Origin of the sequence: Agrobacterium tumefaciens (genome assembly GCF_005221385.1) — a bacterium.
Classification (GTDB): domain Bacteria; phylum Pseudomonadota; class Alphaproteobacteria; order Rhizobiales; family Rhizobiaceae; genus Agrobacterium; species Agrobacterium tomkonis.
The window spans coordinates 1769903-1793623 of the sequence record NZ_CP039903.1 but is presented as its reverse complement, the minus strand read 5'-3'; the positions used below and the strand labels follow the sequence as shown (position 1 = coordinate 1793623).

General features: G+C 58.7%; 35 protein-coding genes. 6 read left to right on the top strand and 29 right to left on the bottom strand.

Going from position 1 to position 23721, the window contains the following annotated elements; translation table 11 throughout:
* Positions 1 to 112 precede the first annotated feature (112 nt).
* Positions 113 to 382: a hypothetical protein gene (locus CFBP6623_RS09065; RefSeq protein ID WP_080841967.1), complete on the top strand. Its 270-nt coding sequence runs from the start codon at positions 113 to 115 to the stop codon at positions 380 to 382.
* On the opposite strand, the gene CFBP6623_RS09060 is transcribed toward CFBP6623_RS09065, so the two are convergent.
* The 25 genes from CFBP6623_RS09060 to CFBP6623_RS08940 all read right to left on the bottom strand — a co-directional run bounded on the left by CFBP6623_RS09060 (position 379) and on the right by CFBP6623_RS08940 (position 16796).
* A complete protein-coding gene (locus CFBP6623_RS09060; protein WP_080841968.1) occupies positions 379 to 1404 on the bottom strand; it encodes a hypothetical protein in 1026 nt (341 codons plus the stop codon). The two genes, CFBP6623_RS09065 and CFBP6623_RS09060, sit on opposite strands and share 4 nt — an antisense overlap.
* Entirely contained in the window at positions 1401 to 1772 is a 372-nt protein-coding gene (locus CFBP6623_RS09055; RefSeq protein ID WP_080841969.1) for a phage tail assembly chaperone, read from the bottom strand. Before CFBP6623_RS09055 ends, CFBP6623_RS09060 begins: the two co-directional genes overlap by 4 nt.
* Positions 1769 to 2422 (bottom strand): hypothetical protein, encoded by a 654-nt coding sequence (locus CFBP6623_RS09050; protein ID WP_080841970.1) that lies wholly within the window; start codon positions 2420 to 2422, stop codon positions 1769 to 1771. Before CFBP6623_RS09050 ends, CFBP6623_RS09055 begins: the two co-directional genes overlap by 4 nt.
* Positions 2422 to 4443 (bottom strand): hypothetical protein, encoded by a 2022-nt coding sequence (locus CFBP6623_RS09045; RefSeq protein WP_080841971.1) that lies wholly within the window; start codon positions 4441 to 4443, stop codon positions 2422 to 2424. The genes CFBP6623_RS09050 and CFBP6623_RS09045 overlap by 1 nt, the downstream gene beginning before the upstream one ends.
* Positions 4440 to 6089, bottom strand: a complete 1650-nt coding sequence (locus CFBP6623_RS09040) for a terminase large subunit (RefSeq protein WP_080841972.1) — start codon at positions 6087 to 6089, stop codon at positions 4440 to 4442. The genes CFBP6623_RS09045 and CFBP6623_RS09040 overlap by 4 nt, the downstream gene beginning before the upstream one ends.
* The gene (locus CFBP6623_RS09035) at positions 6073 to 6504 is read right to left on the bottom strand and encodes a phage terminase small subunit P27 family (protein WP_080841973.1); all 432 of its coding nucleotides are present in this window, start codon (positions 6502 to 6504) and stop codon (positions 6073 to 6075) included. The genes CFBP6623_RS09040 and CFBP6623_RS09035 overlap by 17 nt, the downstream gene beginning before the upstream one ends.
* Entirely contained in the window at positions 6501 to 6818 is a 318-nt protein-coding gene (locus CFBP6623_RS09030; protein WP_080841974.1) for a phage head closure protein, read from the bottom strand. Before CFBP6623_RS09030 ends, CFBP6623_RS09035 begins: the two co-directional genes overlap by 4 nt.
* The gene (locus CFBP6623_RS09025; protein WP_080841975.1) at positions 6815 to 7225 is read right to left on the bottom strand and encodes a DUF3168 domain-containing protein; all 411 of its coding nucleotides are present in this window, start codon (positions 7223 to 7225) and stop codon (positions 6815 to 6817) included. The genes CFBP6623_RS09030 and CFBP6623_RS09025 overlap by 4 nt, the downstream gene beginning before the upstream one ends.
* Positions 7222 to 7641 (bottom strand): HK97-gp10 family putative phage morphogenesis protein, encoded by a 420-nt coding sequence (locus tag CFBP6623_RS09020; RefSeq protein ID WP_080841976.1) that lies wholly within the window; start codon positions 7639 to 7641, stop codon positions 7222 to 7224. Before CFBP6623_RS09020 ends, CFBP6623_RS09025 begins: the two co-directional genes overlap by 4 nt.
* The gene (locus CFBP6623_RS09015; RefSeq protein WP_080841977.1) at positions 7634 to 7951 is read right to left on the bottom strand and encodes a head-tail connector protein; all 318 of its coding nucleotides are present in this window, start codon (positions 7949 to 7951) and stop codon (positions 7634 to 7636) included. The genes CFBP6623_RS09020 and CFBP6623_RS09015 overlap by 8 nt, the downstream gene beginning before the upstream one ends.
* Positions 7952 to 8069: 118 nt before the next feature.
* Positions 8070 to 8273 carry a hypothetical protein gene (locus CFBP6623_RS09010; protein ID WP_080841978.1) on the bottom strand — a complete coding sequence of 68 codons (204 nt, stop codon included), beginning with the start codon at positions 8271 to 8273 and terminating at the stop codon, positions 8070 to 8072.
* 3 nt (positions 8274 to 8276) lie between these two features.
* Positions 8277 to 8762, bottom strand: a complete 486-nt coding sequence (locus CFBP6623_RS09005; protein ID WP_080841979.1) for a hypothetical protein — start codon at positions 8760 to 8762, stop codon at positions 8277 to 8279.
* Between the two features lie 361 nt (positions 8763 to 9123).
* On the bottom strand, positions 9124 to 9231 hold the full coding sequence (locus CFBP6623_RS27255; RefSeq protein ID WP_425090162.1) for a spike base protein, RCAP_Rcc01079 family: 108 nt from the start codon (positions 9229 to 9231) through the stop codon (positions 9124 to 9126).
* A gap of 148 nt (positions 9232 to 9379) precedes the next feature.
* Positions 9380 to 9760 (bottom strand): hypothetical protein, encoded by a 381-nt coding sequence (locus tag CFBP6623_RS08990; protein WP_080841981.1) that lies wholly within the window; start codon positions 9758 to 9760, stop codon positions 9380 to 9382.
* 12 nt (positions 9761 to 9772) lie between these two features.
* Positions 9773 to 10912 carry a phage major capsid protein gene (locus CFBP6623_RS08985; protein WP_232370400.1) on the bottom strand — a complete coding sequence of 380 codons (1140 nt, stop codon included), beginning with the start codon at positions 10910 to 10912 and terminating at the stop codon, positions 9773 to 9775.
* 2 nt (positions 10913 to 10914) lie between these two features.
* Entirely contained in the window at positions 10915 to 11460 is a 546-nt protein-coding gene (locus tag CFBP6623_RS08980; protein WP_080841983.1) for an HK97 family phage prohead protease, read from the bottom strand.
* Positions 11460 to 11846 carry a hypothetical protein gene (locus tag CFBP6623_RS08975; protein ID WP_080841984.1) on the bottom strand — a complete coding sequence of 129 codons (387 nt, stop codon included), beginning with the start codon at positions 11844 to 11846 and terminating at the stop codon, positions 11460 to 11462. Before CFBP6623_RS08975 ends, CFBP6623_RS08980 begins: the two co-directional genes overlap by 1 nt.
* A complete protein-coding gene (locus CFBP6623_RS08970; protein WP_080841985.1) occupies positions 11833 to 13083 on the bottom strand; it encodes a phage portal protein in 1251 nt (416 codons plus the stop codon). The genes CFBP6623_RS08975 and CFBP6623_RS08970 overlap by 14 nt, the downstream gene beginning before the upstream one ends.
* 605 nt (positions 13084 to 13688) lie before the next feature.
* A complete protein-coding gene (locus tag CFBP6623_RS08965; RefSeq protein WP_080841988.1) occupies positions 13689 to 13988 on the bottom strand; it encodes a DUF6074 family protein in 300 nt (99 codons plus the stop codon).
* The gene (locus tag CFBP6623_RS08960) at positions 13985 to 14815 is read right to left on the bottom strand and encodes a hypothetical protein (RefSeq protein ID WP_080841989.1); all 831 of its coding nucleotides are present in this window, start codon (positions 14813 to 14815) and stop codon (positions 13985 to 13987) included. The genes CFBP6623_RS08965 and CFBP6623_RS08960 overlap by 4 nt, the downstream gene beginning before the upstream one ends.
* Positions 14812 to 14979: a hypothetical protein gene (locus tag CFBP6623_RS26765; RefSeq protein WP_167379141.1), complete on the bottom strand. Its 168-nt coding sequence runs from the start codon at positions 14977 to 14979 to the stop codon at positions 14812 to 14814. The genes CFBP6623_RS08960 and CFBP6623_RS26765 overlap by 4 nt, the downstream gene beginning before the upstream one ends.
* The gene (locus CFBP6623_RS08955) at positions 14976 to 15602 is read right to left on the bottom strand and encodes a DUF3102 domain-containing protein (protein ID WP_080841990.1); all 627 of its coding nucleotides are present in this window, start codon (positions 15600 to 15602) and stop codon (positions 14976 to 14978) included. The genes CFBP6623_RS26765 and CFBP6623_RS08955 overlap by 4 nt, the downstream gene beginning before the upstream one ends.
* Positions 15599 to 15877 carry a hypothetical protein gene (locus CFBP6623_RS08950; RefSeq protein ID WP_080841991.1) on the bottom strand — a complete coding sequence of 93 codons (279 nt, stop codon included), beginning with the start codon at positions 15875 to 15877 and terminating at the stop codon, positions 15599 to 15601. The genes CFBP6623_RS08955 and CFBP6623_RS08950 overlap by 4 nt, the downstream gene beginning before the upstream one ends.
* On the bottom strand, positions 15874 to 16593 hold the full coding sequence (locus tag CFBP6623_RS08945) for an Arc family DNA-binding protein (protein ID WP_080841992.1): 720 nt from the start codon (positions 16591 to 16593) through the stop codon (positions 15874 to 15876). The genes CFBP6623_RS08950 and CFBP6623_RS08945 overlap by 4 nt, the downstream gene beginning before the upstream one ends.
* Positions 16590 to 16796 (bottom strand): hypothetical protein, encoded by a 207-nt coding sequence (locus CFBP6623_RS08940; RefSeq protein WP_080841993.1) that lies wholly within the window; start codon positions 16794 to 16796, stop codon positions 16590 to 16592. The genes CFBP6623_RS08945 and CFBP6623_RS08940 overlap by 4 nt, the downstream gene beginning before the upstream one ends.
* Positions 16797 to 16924: 128 nt before the next feature.
* On the opposite strand from CFBP6623_RS08940, the gene CFBP6623_RS08935 reads away from it, so the two are divergent.
* Together CFBP6623_RS08935 and CFBP6623_RS08930 are read left to right on the top strand one after the other, a co-directional pair.
* The gene (locus tag CFBP6623_RS08935; RefSeq protein ID WP_137002522.1) at positions 16925 to 17344 is read left to right on the top strand and encodes an Arc family DNA-binding protein; all 420 of its coding nucleotides are present in this window, start codon (positions 16925 to 16927) and stop codon (positions 17342 to 17344) included.
* The gene (locus tag CFBP6623_RS08930; protein ID WP_080841995.1) at positions 17341 to 18576 is read left to right on the top strand and encodes a tyrosine-type recombinase/integrase; all 1236 of its coding nucleotides are present in this window, start codon (positions 17341 to 17343) and stop codon (positions 18574 to 18576) included. The genes CFBP6623_RS08935 and CFBP6623_RS08930 overlap by 4 nt, the downstream gene beginning before the upstream one ends.
* A 164-nt stretch (positions 18577 to 18740) precedes the next feature.
* Here the strand turns inward: CFBP6623_RS08930 and CFBP6623_RS08925 are convergent, their stop codons facing one another.
* Positions 18741 to 19094: a nuclear transport factor 2 family protein gene (locus tag CFBP6623_RS08925; RefSeq protein WP_046798136.1), complete on the bottom strand. Its 354-nt coding sequence runs from the start codon at positions 19092 to 19094 to the stop codon at positions 18741 to 18743.
* 396 nt (positions 19095 to 19490) lie between these two features.
* On the opposite strand from CFBP6623_RS08925, the gene CFBP6623_RS08920 reads away from it, so the two are divergent.
* Positions 19491 to 20093 (top strand): J domain-containing protein, encoded by a 603-nt coding sequence (locus CFBP6623_RS08920; protein ID WP_046798137.1) that lies wholly within the window; start codon positions 19491 to 19493, stop codon positions 20091 to 20093.
* 7 nt (positions 20094 to 20100) lie between these two features.
* Here CFBP6623_RS08920 and CFBP6623_RS08915 read toward each other — a convergent pair whose 3' ends face one another.
* A complete protein-coding gene (locus tag CFBP6623_RS08915; protein WP_405048850.1) occupies positions 20101 to 20670 on the bottom strand; it encodes a DUF922 domain-containing Zn-dependent protease in 570 nt (189 codons plus the stop codon).
* Between the two features lie 202 nt (positions 20671 to 20872).
* Complete coding sequence (locus CFBP6623_RS08910; RefSeq protein ID WP_046798139.1) at positions 20873 to 21328, bottom strand: PRC-barrel domain-containing protein; 456 nt, start codon at positions 21326 to 21328, stop codon at positions 20873 to 20875.
* Between the two features lie 163 nt (positions 21329 to 21491).
* Here CFBP6623_RS08910 and CFBP6623_RS08905 point away from each other — a divergent pair, with 163 nt between their 5' ends.
* Positions 21492 to 21917, top strand: coding sequence for a DUF1801 domain-containing protein (locus CFBP6623_RS08905; RefSeq protein ID WP_046798140.1), 426 nt, complete (start codon positions 21492 to 21494; stop codon positions 21915 to 21917).
* 37 nt (positions 21918 to 21954) lie between these two features.
* On the opposite strand, the gene CFBP6623_RS08900 is transcribed toward CFBP6623_RS08905, so the two are convergent.
* On the bottom strand, positions 21955 to 22923 hold the full coding sequence (locus CFBP6623_RS08900; RefSeq protein WP_046798141.1) for an alpha/beta hydrolase: 969 nt from the start codon (positions 22921 to 22923) through the stop codon (positions 21955 to 21957).
* Between the two features lie 133 nt (positions 22924 to 23056).
* Here CFBP6623_RS08900 and CFBP6623_RS08895 point away from each other — a divergent pair, with 133 nt between their 5' ends.
* The gene (locus CFBP6623_RS08895; RefSeq protein WP_233282610.1) at positions 23057 to 23701 is read left to right on the top strand and encodes a hypothetical protein; all 645 of its coding nucleotides are present in this window, start codon (positions 23057 to 23059) and stop codon (positions 23699 to 23701) included.
* The last annotated feature ends 20 nt before the right edge of the window (positions 23702 to 23721 follow it).

Sequence of the window (23721 nt, the reverse complement as noted above, 5' to 3'; positions counted from 1 at the left end):
AACTGATTATCGTTGAATTTCAACGGGTGTAACTCACTATCGGCAATTCGACGCGACACGGATTGCAACATGCAAAATGGTCTGGCAGGTTTGCCCGAGCTAGGGGGATTGCATGGATAAATTTCTGGAAGTTGTTGGCGCGCTGGGCGCCTCTATCGTCTTGCTCGTGATGATTTTGATCACGGCCAACAGCGGCGGCGGATCGGCAACCGCGCTGACCATCTTGGCGATGCTGCCTTGGGCGGCTCCTGCCATCGTGGGCTTCGTCATCATTGCAGCGTTCGGCAACATGCTGAGCCAGCTCAAGGCGATTCGGTCGGCTTCGGAGAGACAGGCCGATATGTTCGCAGAGATCATGGCCGGCCGTAAGAAGGCGGACTAAGCCGCTCTCCTGAACCATCCGTCAAATACCTCGGCCGTCAGCATGTGCATGGGCACGAAGGGGATAACCGCGGGCGTCTGCCGGCGCTTGCGCTTGTCCATCACCAAAATGCATTTGCGAGAGCAGTACTTCGCCCGGGCCATTTTCGCGAGGAAGGGTTCACCACAGCAACCGCAAACTCTCTCGAATTTCGGAACCCGCAGACTGGCATAGGTGCATTCTTTGCTGCAGAAATTTCCCCTCCCGCCCCATTCGTTTTTAGGCCGGAACACATCCCCGCAATGGCTGCACGTTCTCTCTTGGATAGTCTTCATGCTCTCGCCCATGCAGGCTTTTGAACAGAAGTACTGAGAGGGGCGCTTCGGAAAGAATGGCTCCTGGCACACCGCGCACGGCTTGGCGTGGTACTTCCGGTTCGCCTTGTCGCGGCAAATGGTCGTGCAGTATTTCTGCGACACTCTTGAGAACGCGAACGGCTTGAAGGATATCCCGCACTCCTCGCAAGTTCTCTCTGCCGATAACTCACGCCTGACGGCCCGATACGCCGTTTCGATGATCGATCTGTCGCGGCAATCTGACGCCCTTATCCGGTAAGTGAGCGCGGCCTTTGCGCAAACGCCAGAGCAATACTGCCCGTTGCGCTGGCCCAACTGCTCTTCCTCTGGAAGCGGGATGGCGCACCAGCGGCAATAAACGCTGGCCGCATAATAGTCACGCTGCCCTTGCTCCCATGAAGGCCGAGCGGCACCAACGGCTTTAACTGCCTCTCCGACCAGCAGCGCCGCCTCGTGGTCCGAAACCTCCCAGCGGTATCCCTGAAGGCACAATGCCGAGCGTATCCCCGCGCGCGTCGATCCTTCGTTTTCGAACGGCGAGTGCCGCCAGTCAGACATGATGTCAATCACGTCATGAATAACGTGCCGCCTCTCATCCTGCTTGAAGACCCTTGGGAGCGTCACAGGTTTCGGTTTGCCATGCCGATACTCGGTATACGATCTGTACATGCTCTTGGTGAGCGTCATTTCGCACCCCCGAATTGAGCATCAAAGAGACCGGCCGTCAGCGGAGCTTTCGATACCGGCGGGAGAACCTTCACGCCCTCAGGCGCCTGCGGTTGCTTCTTGTAGACGGTTTCGAGGTAGGCCTGATCCATGGCTACGAGGATTTTTACGTGCCGTGGCTCGATCGGCAGGGAGTAAATATGGCTGTAGGCCATAATTTCCGCGTAAGTGATCGGCTGAGGGCCAGCCATACCAGTCTGCCGGGTCTTGTGCAGGGCCATGAACCATTTCCACAGCAGTTCGCCGCCAGAAGGTATTCGTGTGTCACGAACACCCTTGGCTTCAAGCTGGCGCTTCAGTTCGGCGCAGAGGAGCTTTTCGAGGTTCATGAGACGAAAACCTCCGTTGCAGAAAAGCTGCCCTCACGGCTGTTCCATGACTTCGGCGCCTGCACGCTGCCGGGGTCGATCATCATCAGGCACGAGGGCTTTTCGAGGTGACCGGTGCACGTCGCGTTAAAGTTCTGCGTGTCCAGCGGATACATGATCTGCACGGTCGCAAAGCCATTGGCATCCGACACTGCTGGCTCGGTGACCCTGTGCAGGGATCGCTTCAAAACGCTGGCTCTCACCTCGACGTAATCGCCTGCCGTGAAGATGAACCCCGCCGGCAGTCCACCGAGATACAGCGTGTTTGCGGACACGGCCTGAAAGAATACATCGCCGTTAAATGCCCCGCCGCCTGCCTTGGTGCCGGATAAGGGCGAACCGGTATCCATCGCGATCGGGCGCGGGCGGAACACGTCATACCCAAGGAACGGCTTGCCCCGAACATCGGCCTTCATGGTGAAGGCATCGAACAGGCCGAACAGATGGGTTTCCAGCCAGTGCGTGGCGAGCTTCAGTGTCCAGTAAGGAGTACCGAACGATTGAGATTCCGTCCGGCGGCCTTCCATGCGCGACGAGCTGGCCGGGCTTATCGGGTCAAAGCTGCACGATGCCCACGGCAGCACCTCGGGTATGATTTCATAATCGGCCATCAGTATTCCCTCCCGCCGTTTGACTTGAAGTTTTGCGTGTCTTTGTTGTTCTGGGAAACGATCTTCACCGTCTGCCCCTGAGCCTGCTTCAGGATTTCCCCCACCAGTTCAGGCGATAGCTTCACCAGCACCTCAGAGGAGCCGCCAGACGCGCTTCCAGCACCGGAGGCGGCAGAACCATTCACCGCCACGCCAAGGCGCCCAGAGCCGTCCCTAGAGAGCGGCATAATTGCTTCCGGCCCAGCTTCACCCATGAGGCCAGCGCCATCGGCAAAGGCGAACATCGTGGGTGTGCTGACGATCTGGTTTGAAAACCCGTTGATGCCATTGGGGAACGCTCCGCCATTGGCGAATAGTCCGCCCGTGATCGAGCCGGATTTGATACCTGCCCATTGCGAGCCGCCGCCGCCAAACAGACCTCCAAGCAAGCTGGACAGGAAGCCACCGCCACCACCGCCGCCGGATGCCGCCTTGTTGACCTGAAAAATGCTGTCGAGCACGTCGTCAAGCATCGTGTCCGCGATGCGCTTGAGGCTGTTGACGGCAACGTCGCCCATCGCCTCCCAGAAGCTTTTGCCCTCTTCGATCGCGCCGAACAGGTCATCAAGGCCAGCCTTGGTTAGGTCGCGGTAGTAGAGCATCTGCTCGTCGGCTTTCCGGCGCGCCTCCTCTTCCTGAAATATTGCTTCATTCAGCTGGATTATCTTTTTCCGCTCGTCGTCGGTCGCAGCTGCTCCAGCCTGCCTGGAAGCCACTGAGGCGCGCTTGGCTGCGTCGGATAGGTTGACGATACGAAGCTCTTCCTCAAGCTCCTTGATGAGGTCTTCAACTGCCTTACGCTCGCGGTCAGCCTGCGTCGTGGAGGCCGAGCGGGAAGACTTACTTTTGCTGGGCGGCTTGTAGTCAGGAGGCGTCCACGTGTCGTTGCCGCTTCGCTGCATGGGCTGCAGCTTGTCACCGATCGCCTTGGTGATCTTGGCGTCTTCCTGGTTCAGCTTTTCAAGCTCGATGCGATACTGGCCAACGGCCTTATTTTGCTGAGCATCCGTCGCCCAGCTCTTGTTCTGGGCCTCAAGGATCTTGTTCTCGATGTCCAGCCGCTTCATGCCGATTTCGCGCTGGGTGTTCTGGAGCGTGCTGCTCATCTGGTTCTGATAATCGCGGAACCCATCGATGAACTCGGCCAGGCTGTCGGCAGCCGAGACGATGGCGCTTTTCAGTGTTGATCCGACTGTATTGGCGATCTGGTTGAACCGGCGATCGACTTCCGCGGCGCGGTCGATGAGCTGCTGATCCATCACGATACCAAGATCATTCGCGGCTTTGATCGTGTCGCGGATGCCGGCTTCGCCCTGGTCGATAAGCTGGACGAACTTCTCGCCGCCAGTGCCGCCGAAAATCTCATCAGCGATTCTGATCTGCGCCGCCTTGCTGAGTTTCCCCAACTTACCGATAATCTCGGTGAAGAGGGCAGAGGGGTCTTCGAGCTTCTTTTTCAGGTCTTCCGCCGAGAAACCGAGCCGCTGGAACGCTTCGGCCGCCGAGCCTTGGCCGGTCAGGATAAATTCATCAGCCCGGAGATTGAGTTCTTTCAGGCCATCCGTCAGCGCGTCAACGCCGATGCGGTTCTGCTCGGCAACGTATTTCAGCTCTTGAAACGCCTTGACGTTGACGCCGGCAATCTTTGCCTGATCGCCTACTTCTGAAATGCCTTTTGCGAGACTGGCAAGCGTGCCCACGACACCAGCCACGCCAAGACCAGCGATACCGCCCCACACGCCAGCGCTGAACGCCTTGCCGACGGCGCCGATCTTGGTGCCGACCGTAGCCATCGCCTGATTAATGCGCGTGGTTGACCTGATGGCATCCTTCTCCATCTGGTCGGTCGCACGCTTGGAAGACTGCGACATCTTGCGGAACTCGCGCTCCGTCGTGCCGCTGGCCTTCGCCATGTTGCGCTCGAGATCCTTAATTCGGGCCTCAAGCATAATCACAAGGCGTTCTTCGTCGGTCTGGCTCATGCGTAGCTCCATTCTCCGATGTCACCATCGAAATCGTCGTAAGAGGATCGGCCGCTATCGCCGGCAGCGCAGCGGGCAACGGCCATGGCTGTGGCGACGGCGCCATCGATGTGGTCTTTGCTTTTGGCTTTGTGGAAGGAACGGTTGCCGGAACTGTCTTCGCGGAGAGCGATGTTATCGAAGTGCCACCGTAGGATCGGGTGGCCGCCGTGCTGGAACTGCCGGGCCAGGATGGCACGCTCAAGCTCATTGATGGCAGGGGACATCGTGAGCCAGCCCTGCCGAAACTCGACCACGGGCAAACCTTCATCCAGAAGATTGTTGATGCTGTTGCGGGCGAGCGCCGGATCGAAAGCTATCTCGCGAACGTTGAACCGGGCGCATAGCTCTTTGATGTGAGCCTCTACCGCGTGGTAATCGACCACGTTGCCCTCTGTGAGCGTGATGTGGCCTTGCTCTTCCCAGACAGCGTAATTTACACCCTCACGCGCGCCACGCTTCAGCAGGTTGTCTTTCGGCAGGTAGAACCAAGGGTGGACGGCATACCCGTTCTCACGGTCTCCCCAGCAGGCAACAACGGCGGTCAAGTCGGTGGTCTTGGAAAGGTCCACGCCGAGATAGCAAGGCGTCTGGTTCGCTTCCAATTCGTCCAAATCTGGACGAAAGTTCCCCTCGTCATAGATCGGCATGGAGACGAACGGAGACGCGCTGTAATCGAGCCAGCAGTTGAGGTGGAACTGGCGGAAGTTATCGCGGTCAGATGGCCGTTCCTTGGCTTCCCGCGCCATGGTGCGCAGGCCGTCGATATCCGGATAGCCTTCAGCCAGGCCGGGATTGACCATGTGCCAGAGTTCTTCATCCTGCCAATCGTCGTCGGGGTGGCTCTCGAACAGGACCGGCAGGAAGTTCGGATCATGGATCACACTGGACTGGACCTTGCGGGCATAGGTCAGAAGCTCATAGGCAAGGTTTTCCTGTCCTCGGCCGGCCTGCGTAATGATCACCAGCAGCGTGTTCGGAACCTTGTTCAAGCCCGTGCGGATGGCCTGCCAATTGCGGCGGCTGTTCTCGCCCTCCCAATTGATCAGCTCGTCGGCCAGCACGAAGTTTGGAGTCTTGCCGAGCTTGCCCTTGCCACCGGATGCCAGAGCGCGGAACGTGGCCTTGCTCTTGCGATGCTCCAGATAGAACACGCTCTCGGTAGGCTTCATGGCTGATTGCAGCCACTCGGTTTCGCCTACGATGCCCACGGCCTCGTCGTAAGCGATACGGGCGTCTTCCTCGGCAGAGGCGGCAACCATTGCCTGACCACCGGGAACGCGCTCCCAGCCCACCGTATGGAGCAATGCGAGGCCTGCGCCCATCGTGGTCTTGCGGGCGCCACGCGGCAGGAGGATGAATACCGTCTTCACCTGTCGGCGCTTGTTCGGATAGCACGGGCCATAGATGCGGCGGACGATACGTTCCCAGAACAACGGCAGTTCGAAATCACCGCTCTCGCTCTTCGGATGCTTCAGGCGGCGCAGGAAGTCCACGGCGCGCTCGCCATAGCCGAACGTGTCCTCGATCTCGCTGCCGTCGAAGATCCACTCCGGGCGCGTGGCTTTGAATTGTGGAATATTTTCCACCTTAGACGTCGAGGCCATCGGGTGCGCCTCCTTTCTTCGAGTTTCCCTCCGATGGAGTAAAACCCTGCTTCGATCTCGCTGCCGGCGTCAGGCCAAGCTCTGCCGACATGCGGGCAACGGTCTCCTGCGCCTTGGACATCAGGCCAGAGGCTGGGTTCGGCTTGAGATTGCCGTGGGCTGTTTTCGTGAGAATGCCGTGCTCCTCGATCGCCTTCTGGCATTCGCGCACGGTCCAGATTGCAATGAGGTACGCTTCCAGCAGTCCCGTCATGGATGCGGTCAGGATTTGACGCTGCACCATTTCGGCGGCAATCGTGTTCCATTCCTCTTCCATCTGGGTCGGCAAATTTGCAGAGGCTTTGGGAACGCCCTTCAAACCGCCGTCGATGGCCTTCAGCGTGGCCTTCGCTCCGCGTGTCCCTTTGCTGCTCATGCGGACACCTTTCGTTCACAGCGCAGGTCCAGGCCCTTGCGACGGCCGATCTCTTTGACCTCGCGGACGTTGAAGGTATTGCCCTCGTAGATGACTTGGCTAGAGGTTGTTACGCCACCGAAATAACGGGTGCGGAAAATGATGACGGTCTCGTCGGTTGCGCCGCTGGTCAGGAACTCCTCTGTGCTGCTCTGGATGATCTGGGCGCGCACGGTGGCAACGTCGGTCCACGTCTCGATAGGCGTGCCGAAGTCGTTCACGGTGCTGGTGAAGCTCTGGACGGTGATAGAGCGATCAAGGTTCCCGGCTCTCATGCGACCTCCTGCACAAGGGCGTCGATGGTGACGATGGCGTGACTGGTCTTGCCGTCTGGATCGCGCATGAAACGGGTGCCGCGCACTCGGCAATCGGCGCAATTGTATCCATCCCCCACTGGGGGCCGGACCTTCATGGCAAGCCGGATCGCCCCGGCAATGCGCTTGCTGATCTCCGTTGATGGCTCTTCCACCCACACATGCAGGTCCATGTAAACCCGCGTCAGGGTGCGGGCGATGCTGTCGCCTTCGTCCACGCTCTGGCCTTCACCGATGACGATGGAGGGGCGCGGGTTCGGACGCTCGTTGCGGTCGAGGATGTTGGCAGCGGGTAGCAGTCCCAGAATTTCTGGGGATGCCACGAGGCGCGCACGGATGGCTTTCTGCAGGGCAAGTTCAGCGCTCATCGGCCACCCCAGTTCTTCTTCACGGCAGTGGATGCAGCGCGCTTGATGCGGCCTGTAATCTTCTTGCGGAGGAGACGGAAGGCAGGCCAGAAATACGGCTGCGCTGCAGCCTCCTGTGTGCCGTACTCTACGAGGTGCGCATACCTGACATCCTTGTTTCCAGCGGTCACAGCGACGGCCAGTTCAGGGACCGTGACGCGGCCACCGGGTGTGGAGTAGGGCGGGGTGTTCGATCCACCCGGCGTTACCGTGATGCTCTCCTGCAGGGCGCCTGTGTCCCGTGGCGCGAGGATGCGGGCTGTCACTGCGAGGTCGTTGCCCGACTTCACCAGCTCCGGCACCATCGCCTCCCGCACGTTCTTCGGGATCATCGCCAGCCGCTGCTTGATGCGACCGATTCCACCATCGTCAGCCAAAGGAATACTCCCTGAATTCGTTGACGATCTGCCAGACGCCGAAGGGCAGTTCCTGAGCGCTCACACCGACAAGGGTTGCTTCCCGGTTTTCGTACCAATGCGCCGCCAGTTGACAGACAGCCTCAACCAGCGCCGACGGAATTTCGTCTTGATCCGTGCCGCCATAGGTCTCCTCAATCCTGAAGCCGAGCAGGCGTTCGATATGGTTCTGGGCGGCCTCGATCTTGCGCTCGATCAGCGCGTCATCGTCCGTTCCGGGGATGCCGGTGGCGTTCAATTGCTGCATCAAAATCGCTACGTCTACAATCATTGAACAACCTCCTTTCTGTCGTTCACAAAATCAGGGCCAATTGAGAAATTTTTCGCACGATGGACCCGCCGCCGGTCCCCTTGAGGGGTGGAAAGTCTGAGACCACCCCCCGGTAGGGTCAGGTACGCTCAAGCACGATGTCCTCGCCTTTGAGATAGACGTTGAAGCCTGGGCCACTGAAGTCACCGCCCTTGAACAAGCGCATAGCCTGATAGAGCGTGTCCTTCTGGTCGTGCGTCAGTTCCTGCTCAACGATCATGAGCAGGTCGCCGTCTTCGTCCTTACTGACATCGACCTTGATACGGGCGGGTATGATCATCATGGCTTAGGCCTCCGCATCGACGCGCACCACGTTGCTGTTGACGCCAAGGGAGGCGTTCAGCTTCATGACGCTGTTGGCTGCATCGTACTGTTCGGCCTGGCTCATGACCTTGGCGATGAACAGACGCTCCGAAGGGGTGCCGCCTGCGGGTGCATCGTTCAGCACGATCCTGAATTCGTAATCGTGGATGGTCTTCTCGGCAGCGATGAGAGCCTGCTGACCGGGGTCGGAATAGTCGATGCCCATGACCAGCTCCATCGTGCCGGCAGAGCGTGGGCCTTTGAGTGTACGGGTGCGGCTGTCACCGATCGATGTGAAGTTGATGGCCTCGCTGGTATCACCCACAGAACCGAGACCTTCGACTTCTCCGATCTCCTTCCATGTGACTGCATTGGCAGCGGAGAAGTCAGCCAGCACAAAGTCGGCCTTCTTCTGTTCCTTAGTGGTGCCGATGTAGATTTTCGCACCGGCCGTCGCGTTGATAGTCATGGCTTGTTCCTTTCAAGGGTGCGCCGTTCATTCGCGGCGTCGATGGCGTTGCACCTCTGGCAACCCGGCTTCCAGTTGGATCGGGCCATGCGCAGGTCTGGGCGCTGCCGGATGGACTTGATGTGCATCACGACGGTCGCCTTTGCCCCACACTGGCAGAACTCGTTTTGAGGGAGGGAGAGGAAAGCCTTGGCCTCCCTTTCCCATGTGCTGTCATAGCCACGCTGGCGGGCGCTGGGGCGCTTCTGGTCGTGGCGGGCTTTGCGCTCCTTCTGGATTGCTCTAACAGCAACGCAGGTCTCACCACGGGGATGAGCCTTGTTGCAGTGTCCACAGACTGAGGGGGCGCGTGTCGGCATGGTCAGGCCCACCCGTAGAATGTGCCGGTCGTGCCTGTTGCCAGAACACGAACCGGACGAAGGGGGAGGATCTGGCCAGCCGTCATGGCATAGGGCAGATCGACACCCAGCTCGTCACGGCAGACGATTGTGCCATCAGCCTGGCAATAGATCGCCTTAGGCGCGTCGGCAGATCAGCCGAGTTGCTGGGGGCGATCTGGAAATGACGCCTTGCGGGTGCAAAGACCACATCAGCCTGAGTGTCGAACTTATCAGCCATCATGCCACCGGACGGTTCGCGGCGTTGCCCTTGATGGCAATCACGCTGACGAAGATGGAGGTGCCGCTGCCCTTCGTGAGGACAGGCCGCACGTAGCGCTTGAAGCCGCGATAACCGACCTTGGCCGTGATATTGGCTGCCAGGTTGCCAGAGACCGGCGCCTGATAGTGATCAGCATCCACGGCGGTGAAGGTGGCGTTGTCGTCGCTCTCCTCTAGCGTGAGCGTGAATGCGCCGGACGCGGTGCGGACGCCCGTCGTGGCGATGAAGGCCACACTGTCGAAGCCGAGCAGGTCAACAGACGTGCCCTGTGTGGTGGCGGCGATGTCGGCAGGCGCAATGCTCTGCACGACACCAATATTGTGAACGATGTCACGCATGGTCATTCCTCCTTAGGCGGTCGCCATCTTGAGTTTGCGGAGTGCTTCGGTGAGGGTCGGGCCACCACCGACGCGGCGGCGGGCGTGGAAGCGAACCATGCCCTTTGTCGCCTGCGTGTACGGGTCGCGCAGCACCGACATGCCCACGCGGTCATAGACGCGGTATGCCTTGCTGAAATCGCCGTAGTAGATCGGGAACGTGCCGTTTGCGATGTCCGGCATGGTCGGGTCTTCAATAACCGGACGGCCGAGCAGGGTGGACGGCTGGCCCGCCTGATAGGACGGCTGCCAGAGGTAATTGCCCTGACCATCCTTGATGGTGCGGACCTTGCCGAGCGTGGTGCCGTTCATCAGCCAGGAGCCGTTGTTCCGATAGGCGGCCGGCATGGCGTACATCAGGCCGATAAGCTGGTCAGCGCTGATGTTCGTGGCGTGGCCGTTGATGACTTCCGCGATGTTCGGAACCTGCTGGATGCCGAGCGGCTTCTTGGCGCCGTTGCCATTCGAGAAGGCCGCGTTTTCCTTGAGGGCGAACTCCTGCGACAGTTCCGTGGCAATCTCGGATTCGACGTTGATGGCCGAGTCTTCGAGAAGACGGAGCGACACGTCGATAAAGCATGCAATCTCGTGGATCGGGATTTCAAGCTGACCATAGGTCATGGTCGTTTCATCGCGTTCCTCGTCTTCACCCACCCACGAGGCAGTCGGGCGGCCGGTGAGCTTCGGCAGGATGACGGAACCGGCAGAGGTGGAGCCGACGCGGACAGCCTGACGGATCGGGGAGATTTCCACGATGCCGCGGATGACTTCGGTCTGGAACTCGGCAGGAGCCAGATAGCCGCCCTTGGTGTCATCACCCACGATCAGAGCGCGGGTTTCTTCCGGGTCCATGCGGTTGTCGCCCAGGCGCAGGAAGTTGGAGAACGCACGGCGCTCCAGCGAGATTTCGTCGTCGCCGGGATTGCCTGCGCCGCCGGGACGGTTCATGCGGGTTTCGAGGTCGGCAAGCTGCGTGCGCAGTTCGTTGATCTCGGTTTCGGAGCCGGTGCGATATTCGGTAAACCCGGCGCGCAGCTCTTCCACGGCCTGCGTTGCTGCGGCCAGCGGATCATCTTCCGGTTCGGCTCGGGTTTCGAGGGTGAAGTGCTTCATGGTCATTTCCCTTTGCTGACGAGAGCGCATTTCGCCTTCCGGCATGCGTTGATGAAGGCCGCTGCGCTCTCGGTAGAGCGGCCAGAACTGCGAACTGAGGTGATCCGGGCATTGGGTGCAGATGGCATGCCCACGAGGGAGATTTCGCGCACGTCGATGCCGGTCAGGATGCGAGTGCCGGCCTGTCGTGTCTCGCCGCCCTTGTTGAGGCGGAAGCCGATCGAGAGACCATTCAGCGCGTCGGCCTTCAGAAGCTCGTAAGCCTCCCGGCCGCGCGTCGTGCCGGTGACGATTTTCCCGCGAACGAACAGGCCTTTCTCGTCCTCACGGATTTCGGTCCATACGCCGATGATGTCAGTTGGATCGTGCGACCAGAGCATGACGGGCCGGGTGCCTGCCTGCCTGTGCAATTCCAGAGAAGCCCGAAATGCCCCACGCTTGACGATTTCGTTATGGGCGTTGCGCTGATCCCAGATGACGGCATAGCCGGAGAACTCGCCGGTATCGCTGGGCGCCTCAAATCTGAGGGAAAGGTCGAGGTGATCCATCACGCCGCCTCGCTTCGGAAGTTGGCACGGTCAGCGGCAAAGGCGTCAACCTGCTGCTGTATCCATGCGACGTTCAGGAAGACGAGGAGAGCCTTTTGCGAGAAGGGCAACGGCTTGCCATCTTCCTCGATCTCCCAGCCAAGGACACACCGGCCAAGGCAGTTGACGCGGGCTTTCTCGCGGAGTTCGAACGATACCTTGCCTTCGCCGTCAGCAGCGGCGGCCAATTCGTCCATCATCTGGATACGGGCGCGGTGCTGCACGTCGCTATCAGGGCCGGCGATACGAAGGCGAAGGACAAGCTGTCCCTCCCATGGGCCGAGGATATCGAGCCAGCGGCCACGATCCTGATCTGCGAGGTTGGCGCGGATATCATCGAGCGTCATCGGGCTTAGGCTCCTTGTCGGTTTTCAAAGTGTCGGCGCCGTCCTCTTGATCAGCGGGCAAATTTGCCTTCTGGTCGTTCGGATTGATGTGCGGGTTGCCGTACTCGTTGCCGCCCTCGTATGGCCCCAGATCGAGCCACCCACGGGCTTCGTTCGGATTGAGCACCTTGGCGCTGATGAGGGTTGAAATCGCTGTAGCGCGCGACGTGAGGTCAGCACGGGTCAGGTCGTCTCGGTCGAAGCTGATGCGGTAGCGCTTGCGATCCTCGCGGGTCAGCAGCGCACGGCCAAGGGCAGTCTCCAGAGCGCGAAGCCATGGCTCCAGCGTGTAGGTCAGGAACTCCCGGCCCATCTGCTCGGAATTGCTCCATGTGGCGCGGTCGAGTTCGAACAGCATGGAGGGCGGGACGCGGAAGGCGCGGGCAATCTCGATGATCTGGAACTTGCGCAGTTCGATGAACTGGCTGTCCACCGAGTTGAGCATGAGCTGCTTGATATCGGCGTCATCCCAGAGAACGGCAGCCTTGCCGCTATCCGACGGCTGGCGGAAAGCCTTGCGCCATCCGGCGATCATCTTCTTGGCGCCTTCGTCTCCAAGGCTCTTCTTGTTGAGGATCACGACACCAGGCGTTGCGCCATTCTTGAAGAAATTGGAGGCGTGGGTTTCCATTACCTTTGCGGCACCGATTGCTTCGGCGGCAAGGGTGAGCGGCGATTTGTCGAAAGGACCGCGGACGTGCACCACGCTATCGGGCTTCACGATTTGGCCGTTGATGCGATAGGTCGGTTCGCCGGTCCAAGGATCGAAGGTCACGCTGATGCCTTGCGGCTGGTACCGGATGATTTCGCGGATCTCGCCGCGCACGCGGTTCACATAGGCGAGGCCACCCCAGTCACGGGTGAGGGCGTCGGCGGCCAGATCGCGGATAAGGTCGAAGCCTGCAGACCATGGGTTGACGTCACCACGCAACAAGACACCGATCGGGTGATTGCGGTCCTCTTCCTCGGTGCCGTCCTCGCGGCGTTCCATGATCCTGATATCGAGGGTGGCGGCGGCTTCAGATATGACCCTGACCGCATTGGCCACGGCCGGGACGCGCAGCGCTTGAGCGCCGGAGATTGCCACCGTGCCGGAGGAGACACCGGACCACAAGGCAGCGAGAAAGCCGTCCTCATCCTTGAGGTTCTCGTCTCGCGTCTCGATCTTTTCGGTGCGTTTGAAAGGGTTCCAGCTCATGGGCTGGAAGATGGCGTATGGCTCTGATTTGAGCCATTACGCAAATGCGGCGTTTTGCAGCAAATTCAAGCAGATTGCTGCACTTCATCATGTCGCGGCTGAAGCCAGACGACAATCTCCGTTCGGGTCACAAAGAGCCTACCGAATCTTATCCGCGCTGGAAAGGTCGGATCGGTCTTCGCCATGCGGCGTACCGTGTCAGGGGAAAGGCCCATGAAAGCGCCGATTTGCTTCGGACCCCATAGGCTTTCCTTGGCGAGTGCAGACCGACTTTCCCCCAAATTTGGGGATAAGATGGCATCGAGGCGGGCGGCCGTCAGCTTCGGTTGGTTCAAGCTTTGCTCCACCCTTTTGTTGCTTCGGAAATCAGCCGTATTCTATCGTCTTCCGTTGCCGCATTCCATGCCTTCACCAGACGTTCCCACGAAGTTTGCTTCGGTCTCTCGTCAATCTGTGCCATGGCCGCGTTGAGGGTGAGTGCACCTGCCTCGATAGCTGGAACAAGGTCAGGACGGAGCCGCGCTATCTTCCGGCTCATGTAAACGGTCCGCTCGGAAACGTTCATGATCCGAGCGGACCGTTTACAGTGATCTGCAAATTTGCAGTCATGCAGCACCTTTCGGATTACTGGAAGCATCCATCTGCAACTGAGAGAAAACAGCATTGGCAAAGCATCTTACCTCAGCCTTGATATCCTCATCTTTCATGCCTCGAACCTGGAGGCGAGCATAAAGCCTGCGCGTTGTCATCTGCCAAAACCTGTCAGCGGCCGCCCCTTGCTTGATGGTCAGAATGCGAGCGGTTTCACGGATGAAGCCGATCTCTCGGTCAACCGGAAACAAAATTACCTCGGCCATCGGTTTCTTCTCCGGCTGATCAAAGAGATTAAGCTGTTCACCTTTCATGCTGCTCTCCCTTGCAGCTTGTCGCCATTCCCATGAGGCCCTGCCTCTTGGAGCTCCGCTGGGGGATGATCCCCCAGACCCACCATCAACCCCGCTACGCGTGCTTGATGCATATCGTTCTGGGCATCGTGCGGTGCCTGATCTGGCTTTGACGCAAGTGTGTCGCCATTTGTTGATATATCTATTCGCGATAGACTTGCGACACGTCGACGTTCCCATGTTCGGCGTGAAATTCCCTCTTGCTCCCACGGCTTGAGGCTGGTCAAAGATGTAGCCTCATAGGACTTGCGATCAACACGACCGACTTCCCTCCGCTTTTGTTCCTGTCTGTTCCGGTCACGTTCACGCTTGCGTTCTTTAGCGCTAATTTGACGTTCGGCTTTCGAAACGTCGCAAGCACCGATCGTCTTCAGGCCAAGCATCGTCCTTTCCTCCAGCCGAACAAATAGCATTTTGGCCACAGCATCTGCCGGCGGCATTTTTTTCCGCCCTGCCGCTGTCTGGTCGAGGAGATCAACGGTGACCGGGTCTACCCATGGCGCCCACACAAGCGCCCATGACGCGGCACTTTGGCTGTCTGGCGTCAGTGCTACCGCACGCAAATAATTGAGGCAAAGTTCAACATCGTCGGTGCCTGCTGGATCGGGAATACCTCTTCCATGCCGGTGGCGGATGATCTTCTCAATCTCCCGCAACCGATGGTTTTCGATAGAATACGGGAGGTCATGAATTTTTGCCCGCTTCCGGGAAGGCCGTTCTTTCATGATAACAGCCCCGAGCAATACCTGCTCGGAGCCGTCCTTGTTCGTTTTGGTTACTGCCTTCAACCGTGCGCCCTCCGGAAGGTGCGAAACTTGTTCGCGAGTGTACACGCTTGCGCCGCCTCACTGGCGGTGATTCCGAACTTATCCCGAAGAATTCGGATGATGTCGCTCGGGGTTTCCTTTTGCTCTGACAGCCACATGGCGGCTTTCTCGATGGGTGTGGTCATTTCCGAGCCTCCTGGAAGCGAGCGGCTTCCGCTTTGACAAAGGCAATCTTCTCGTCGCGCTCCTCCATCGTGACTTCCCTGCGGAACCGCTGCTGCCTCGGCTGGTCCCACATGAGACCGTTTGAGAATACGTCCACGATAAAGGCGATGAAGACGACCGGCATTGAATGCACGATCAGGAAGGTGGCGACATCGGGATCATCGTCGTTGGTGTGGACCTGAAAGAAACCGCCAGTATGACGGTCGAGGCGCCACCACATCATCGTGTCTGGGGTAGGTTCTCCTTCCCAAACGGCCATTATGGCCTTGCCATCCGAAGGCATAATTTCCTGCGCCTCATCTATCTCTCTAAGAGCCTCGGTGACGCCGATCAGACCAATGTACTCGGAGCCTAAGCCGGACTGGACGAGTCGCATATATCGCTGCGCTGTTCGCGGCGGCAGGCCTGTCTCCTTCAGGAAGCCGGTCCAATCGCCGTGTCCGCAGAGTTCTTTCGCTTCAATGAGCGATTTCCCCATAACGAACGCGGCCGATGCTGTCGTCTTTTGCGCCTGGGCAAAAACGACATTGGCGGTTTTGATTTCAGCGAGCAGATGCGGGAGACGGTTGCTACCTTCTGTCATTGCTCCCAGTCCCCCATGCTCCAGCCCTTAGGCAAAGTGTGATCGCCAAAGCGAGGATTGGACCAACCCATGCTGTGCTCGCTGTCGGCCGTGTCCTCTTCCAGATCGTCCTCTACACCGTCACGGCCAAGCCTTCCGTGAGCGCCAATGGACGGTTCATCGTCGCCGTTGTCTTCAAGGTCGCAGTCGCCGTCGACCAGATCGAGAAGAGCGACCAGTTCCTCGATCTTCGCTTCGAGGCAGGCGCGGGTGATTTCGACGGGAGCCTGTTTCATGCTGAGGCTCCTTCCAGATATCCAAGAGCAGCGCGAAGCATGGGGCCGATGCTGTCCGAACAATAAATATCCTCGCTCTCAGCCAACGCATGCCGAAGGGCCGCGATTGCTCCGTCTCGGGATGCGCAAGGCCGGTCCCAGTTCTCCAGCGCCTTCATAGGCCCGCCATAGGTCTTTTCGATTACGGCATCCTCTCCGCCATGGAGCGGCCAATCAGCGCTATTGATCGCATTGAACCGTGCGCAGCCGTCTCGGTAGTCTTGAACGGCTTTCACTACCGGATCAGTCTTCTCGCCGTTCTCGTCACGGAAGAGACTGCGGAACCAGTAGCCGCGGACATCGCCGGCAGGATAGACCATCGCCATGAACTGGCCATTGAACCACTGCGGCAGGGCTTCGGAAAGCTCTCGGGCCAGACGGTCAACCTTGTCGCAGATCAATTCTTGTTCGACGGCGGGAGCCGTGGTATTCGTTGCAACGTTCATTTCGTCTTTCCTCATGCAGGGGTGAGTGATTGAGCCATGGCTCGGAACCGTTGGCGCGGTTGCCGGGCCTTTTGCTTTCATGCCTTGTTCGATCAAGTGGACGATCAGCGCGTTCATCGACACGTCAACGTCAGCAGACATAGCTGCTATTGTGGCTCGCATTCCCGGAGGAAGGCGAAGCTGGAATTGGTCAAAATCTTTGACCTTGGTCCTCTTGTTGAAACGGCTCATGCCGCTGCTCCCTTCGTCTCACCCTCTTCCATGAAGAAGGATACGAGCTTCTGGCGGCTGGCGACGTAACGCTCACCCACCTGTTTCACCATCGGAAGATGACCGGATTTCACCATGTGGTAGGTCTGCTGATAGTTGCGGCCAATCAGCTTGCCGATTTCGTCCAAGCCCCAGATCAAATCCATCTGCTGCGCTTCTGCCATTTTCGATCCTCGCTAGTGTTTAATTAAACATACCCATTGGGTATATTCGTAACCATACCCACTGGATATGATTGACGCAAGAGAAAAAAATACCCACTGGATATGATGCAAGGACAGAGGGGATCACCATGACGACAACCCGAAGCAAGCCAGATCAGTATCAGCTGAGGTTCCCGCCCGGTCTGAGGGATCGTTTGAAGAATGAAGCCGATCGGCGCGGGCGCTCGATGAACGCGGAGATTATTGAGCGTCTTGAGCAGTCTCTAAGAGGCTGGCCGAAGGTCACGGTTCCAGAACAATTGTTCGAGAGAGTGAAGCGGGCTCGGAGCTATCAACGTGATGAGATTGAGCAAGAAATCAATAAGTCAGCAATAGCCCTGATCGAGAAATCACTTCCCTCATCAGGAGCTATGCACCGTGATCTCTTGGGTCTTTTCTATCAGGTGCTGAACATGGTTCCCGATGAAGAGCGGGAAAGTCTTCGAGAGCGGTTTAAGGACATATTCGATGATCTGGTAAGTGCTTCAGATGACAGGAGGAAAAGGTGAGCGTCCGTAAGCGCGAATGGACAACTCCGAAAGGCGAGGCGAAGAGCGCCTGGGTGGTCGACTATGTGGACGGCAACGGAACGCGCCGGCTGAAGACGTTCAAGCTCAAGAAGCAGGCTGACCAGTTCGCCGCCACGGCGACGGTCGAGGTTAGAGAAGGCACGCACGTTGCCGACAGCGCCACGGTTACGGTCGAAGAGGCGGGCAAGTTGTGGATAGCGTCCACGCGGGCAGCCGGTCTTGAGCGGTCATCCATCGAGGACTACGAGCGTTCCCTTCGTCTCCATATAGTGCCGTTCATAGGTTCGCTGCGATTGAACGTCCTCAACACCGCTCGCCTGCGATCCTACGAGGATCAGTTGCGGGAGGAGGGCCGATCCCCTTCGATGATCAAGCGGGTAATGACGACGCTCGGCACGCTCCTTGCGGATGCTCAAGAGCGCGGCCTTGTCGTGCGCAACGCTGCCCGTGAGATGCAGGCGAGAAGAGGCAAGAGCGCCAACCGGCAGGAGAAGCGCCAGAAGGGCCGTTTGAAGGTCGGAGTAGACATTCCCACCCGCGAAGACGTTAAAGCGCTCCTTGGTGTGTCTGAGGGCCGCTGGCGGGCTTTCGTGCTGGTGGCAGCGTTCTGCGGTCTGAGAGCTTCAGAACTTCGTGGGCTTCGGTGGCAGGATATCGATTTCAAGAAGAACGAAATCAGAGTGCACCAGCGGGCGGATCGCTTCAATGACATTGGCCGGCCGAAGTCGATATCGGGGGAGCGCGTTATCCCGGCACCGCCGATCGTCATCAATGCCTTGAAGGAATGGAAGCTGTCTTGCCCGCGCCGAGATACCGGCAAACTCGATGATAACGGGAATGCGGTACTCGTTCTGGATCTCGTTTTCCCGAACGGGCTTGGCAAGGTGGAGAGCCTGAAGAACATCCTTCGACGGCATATCCATCCTGCCTGGGTCAAGGCCGGGGTCATCTCTGACAAGGAAGAACTGGATGAGGACGGCAAGACAGTGCTGGCGCCGAAGTATTCCGGCCTTCACTGCCTGCGCCACTGGTTCGCTTCATGGTGCATAAACCGCCGCGAGGATGGCGGGTTAGGATTGCCGCCGAAGGTGGTTCAGGAACGCATGGGCCATTCCACCATAGCGATGACGATGGACACTTATGGACATTTGTTTCCCCGTGATGATGACGGGTCAGAATTGGCGTCGGCGGCCGATTACTTCGTGTCTTGACGCGACATGGACGCGACAAGTAGGGCTAAACCCCATATTTTCTGGGCTTCCGATTATGATTTGTAATCAGGGGGTCACGAGTTCGAACCTTGTCGGGGGCACCAGTATTTTCAATAGCTTGAACCTGTCCCCACCCGCACTTCTGTTGCTCTTCCGGTCCGCATCTACCGCTTGATGTGGTAAAGCTTGTGCACGATCGACCAGTTGCCTTCGTGTTCCAGCAGGGACAGGTATTCGTAAAAATCCATCCCATCGAAACTTGTCGTCAGCTTCACCGAGGCGCTGTCGCCCTCCTTGTCGATGCCGATGATTTCGAACGTGGGGTCGTGATCGGGAAGGCCGCGTTCGGTTTTTCGCATCTGGTCAACGAAGTCCTCCAGAGACAGCCATTCGGTCTCGCCCTCGAAGGTACCGACGATGCTGGCGCGGGGATCGAAAACGTCACGCATCAGGCCCTCATCGGCATAGGCCATGGCGTGCACATAGTCCGTGACGGTCTGGGTAATGGTTTGCGGCATCGGATCATTCCTCCCTTCAGATCCAAAAGCCGAGCTTACACCCGTTGGTGATTTTCCACCATAACCTCCTGAAAACGTGCCCGTTACGCCTTCGCAAAAGTGTTTTACGGCGGCTGCCATAAAGACGGTGCGCAGAGTGGCGGCATGTTTTGCTGCCGCTTTCCACAATTTTGTCCCGCCTGTCATTATAGTCGCCTTGGGTCCGACAAATTTCAGCATCAAGGGCTTTTCCGCCGGTCGTCCTGCGGCGCGTCATGAGGCTTTTATGTGGGCTTTGCCGGTTTAACCGCCGGTGCGGGGTGCCGCGCGGGGTGGATTTGGCCTATGATCCGCCCGCAGGTCTTGTGACGGTGGTATCAGGCATGCGGGTAACAGTTTGCGTTTGAAGGTGTTTTTGTGATCGATCCCTATGTTTTGCTTGGCGTGGAGCGCGATGCCGACGAGGCGGCGGTCAAGTCGGCTTATCGCAAGGTTGCCAAGGCAGCCCATCCCGACAGCGGTGGCGACGCGGATCAATTCGCCCGCCTGCAAACGGCCTACGAGCTTTTGAAGGATCCGGTGCGCCGCAAGGTGTTCGATGACACAGGTTACGACCCGCAGCTTGCCGATGCCAAGGACTTGAAGGGCCTGCTGATGCTTGAAACGCTGGTCAACGAGTTCATTCTGGATGAGCGCGAGCCCGGAAGCTTTGATCCCGTGGCCGCCATGCGCCGCAAGCTGACCGACGATATTCTCAAAAGCCGCTTCCATATTCTGGAACTTGAACGGCACCGCACGCGGGTTCGCAAACATATGGATCGTCTCGGCCGCAAGCCGGAGACCGATGTGCTGAGTTCCATGCTGCGCGCCCGCAGCCAGTCGATCGCCGAAGCCATCCGCAATGCGGAAGCCCAGATCGAGGCAATCGAACAGGCCTATACGATGCTTGAGGGCTATTCCTATGAGCTGGAGACCATGGTGCTTTCCGAGCCGCTGCTGAAAGGCGAGGCGGCGGAATAATCGCTCTTCAGGGACCGTTGACCAGTGCGAGAATGAGCTTGTGCACCCGCCCGCCGGGGGAAAGCTCGTCGCGGTCGAAGTCACGGCCGCGCTGGCGCTGCTCGTTGGAAAGCTCGCCCAGCCGTTGCTGCAGAACGACGCGCACCTTCTGGCATTTCGGATCGTTTTCTGCCCGGAGGCCAGTGCTGAAGGCCTCGATTTTTTGCACCATGTCGAGGATATGTTCGCCATGGACGCGTTCATGGGTTTCGACGCCGGAAATGAAGGTTCTCCAGCTGGCGGCAACGGCGGATGGTAATTGCGCCGGTGCTTTCGGCCAGGTGTAGATAATGGTGAGATTGGGCCTTGCTGTGGCCAGAACACAGGCGCCATCTGGCTGCGGACGATAATCCCGCCGCCAGGTTAGCTTGAAGGTCGTGTGGGCGATCGCCTGCACCCCGGCGGTCGGGCCGCGTTCGCCGATCGACTGGTATAGTGCACCGCCGGTATTACCGCTGATGGCATATGTTTTTATCTGCTCCGCGGGTTTCCAGCCGGTGGATTGCGCAGACAACGGAACGGCGCTTAGCAACATCATGACGGTGCTGGTGGCGAGGGCGGAGATGGTCTTGGCGGGCACGCATGGATCCTTGGTGATTTGCGAGCCGAAGATAGGCGAGAGGCGGGCTGTCAGGCAAGGGTCTGTGCGATGGGATTGCCAGATGCCTGGCCGGAATTTACCGCATGAAAAACCCCCGCGATGACGGATCGCGGGGGCAAGCTTGCGACTGCAGGGGTAATCAGTCGTCCAGCTTGTCGTAGTCGAGCTTCGGCGCATTTTGCAGCGCTTCCTTGGTTGTGTCGACATAGGCCTTCCAGGTGCCGTTGTCGTTGTGAACCGCGACGGAGGCCGGGTCGAGCACCACGTAGCTCTTGTCTATGCCGAGGAAACCGCCGACGCTGGCCACAAGGCCGATCACCGACTTGCCGTCGCCGATGACGACATCTTCGATTTCGCCGATGTTTTCGTTCTGGGCATTGTAGATGTCGAGACCGTCGAGCTGGGAGGCGGTGAGGTCGGTCTTCTGGACATTAACGAACTTCAGCGGGCCGTTGGCCTTGGTGCCCATGGTGATGCCCGGGCCGGACAAAGCGGCATCCGCGCCGGCAGCGGGGGCGGTGGTGGCCGTCTGGGCAAAAGCCACAGAAGAAGAGAGCACTGCCGCGGCAGCGAGCGCGATGACCTTGATTTTCATGATGTTTCTTCCCTTTGTATGCTGAACGTTGCGTTCGGGGAGGAAACGGTGAAGCGGGAATTTGGTTCCGCGTGGGAGGACATGAAAATTTGGTCTATGCTGAAAGACGAAACAGTCGCGAGGCGGGCCGGCAGCCGCGGCGCAGTGAAATCGGGAGAGTGTCATGGCCAAAACGACAGCGGAGAAAGATACGGGGGATATAGCACCATCGGCCTTCATCGATCGGAAAATTGCGGAACTAGGCGACTGGCGCGGCGATACGCTCGCGCATGTCCGAGCGCTGATCAAAAAGGCCGATCCGGAGGTGATCGAGGAGGTGAAATGGCGCGGTGTACCAGTCTGGTCGCATGCGGGCATTCTGTGCACCGGTGAAACCTACAGGAACGCCGTGAAGATGACCTTCGCCAAGGGTGCTTCACTCGCTGACCCGACGGGTCTGTTCAATTCGAGCCTTGAGGGCAATATGCGGCGGGCAATCGATTTTCACGAAGGGGATGTGGTGGATGAGGAAGCGCTGATAACGTTGATCCGGGCTGCCGTGGCGTTGAACGCGTCGGTGAAAACCGGAAAAAAGCGGGCTGGGAAATGATCAGGCTGATCCGGCAGTAAGAAGACAGGCGGGTTCCTCAATCTTGCGCGACATCCGCTGCCTTGTCCCATTCGCTATCGATAAATTTCAGCGCGTCGATGATCGAAACCTTCCACACAGACCAGACGTGATCGCCATCGGTCACCCGCAGTTCGGATTTGCGCTTGTCGGCCTGTAGCGTCTCATGCAGGGCGATGGCGCCGCGCCAGAGGAAGAAGCCGTCATCGTCGCCGACGGTCAGATAGGTGGCGGGAAGACCCTCGCTTTCGGCGACATGCTGCGCGACGAGGGTGAAGACGTTCTTTTCATTAAAGAGCCTTGCATCGAAAGGCGTGCCGAAGGCGCCGGAAAAATGATCGCCGGTGGAAGGCAACACGATGCCGCTGGTGACGGTGGTGGGGTCGATGCGGTGGAAGAAGGCGCTGTCCTGAATGAGCTTCAGTTCGGCGGGCGTCTTGTCGAGATCGGAGGCGGGCACGTTCTGCCAGATTGCGCCAGACAGGCTGGCGACGGCGCCATAGAGGTCTTCGTGACCATAGGCGAGATGCAACGCGCCGAAACCGCCCATGGAGAGGCCGGCAATGGCGCGGCCTTCACGATCCTTGCGCACCGGCAGGTTTTTTTCGATCTGGTGGCGCAGATCGCCGGTCAGGGCCGTTTCATAGTCGCCGGGACCACCGATGGCGGCGGAATCGACGTACCAGCTGTTTTCGACACCGGGCATGACGACCACCAGCGGGCGGATGGCGCCTGCTTCGATGAGCGTGTCGAGCGTCTTTTCGATATTGCCGAGATCACGCCAACTGTTCTGATCGCCATCATGGCCATGCAGGAGATAAAGCACCGGCCAGCCGTTTTCGGGCGGCGTGCCGTCCGGGCGGTAGATGTTGACGGGAAGCGGCGCGTTGAGGGCGGCGCTGTGGAAGGTGGCATCCTCGATCTGGCCGGAGAAGGCTGGTCCCCAGGAAAGCAAAAGGCAGAAGGCCGCCAGATTTTTTTGATGCATGCCGTTCTCCCTGCCGCCATTTCCAGAAGATAATCAACATTCGCGGGAACCGCGTGGTCTGGGCATAATGTTGCGGTAATGCTCTCCTTGCAAGTTTGCGGGCGGTCTAATGGCTTCAGCTTCGGAAACCTGGATGCGGCAGCCGTTCATATCGCGCCACAGTCTCCAGGGTTTCATGATGACATTGACATTATCGCGTTTCAAACCATTGCTTATTTTGCTCGTTTTCCTCTCCGGCTGCATGACCACGCCGATTTCCAGTATTCCCAAGCTGATGCGGCTCGATTTTCTGACGATGAATTTCGAGCATGTCCGGGTGGGCTTGCAGCTTCCCACCTTCCTTTCATTACGCGCCGGCGATGCGGTTATGATCATCCGTAGCACCACCGATGGGGTGAAGGACAAGACTGTCGAAACATTTGGGCTGATCGAAGAAAACATGGCTGAGGCTGACCGCGCACGGTTCAACGTAAAACACCGGGCCGGATGGGGCACCAGCGTGTGGAGAATAAAGCCTGAGGATATTGCAAGGCTCACCGCATTACAGGAGAAAGTGCGCCGCTCGCGCATTGAGGGGCCGCGCATCCGCGGCAGCACGGAGATAGAGATATTGCGGGTCTGCGTCGCCGGCACTCTGCCAAGTGGGCCGATCTATTTCTCGACTTATATCAGGCCTGCGGAAAATGAGGACTACATCCCGATGTCCCTCGATGCGGATCTGGTGAAGGTGTTTGGGGCGGCACAGATTGCGACGCGGGTCAGCCGTTGTGAAGGTTAGAACGTATCCGGTTAAACGGA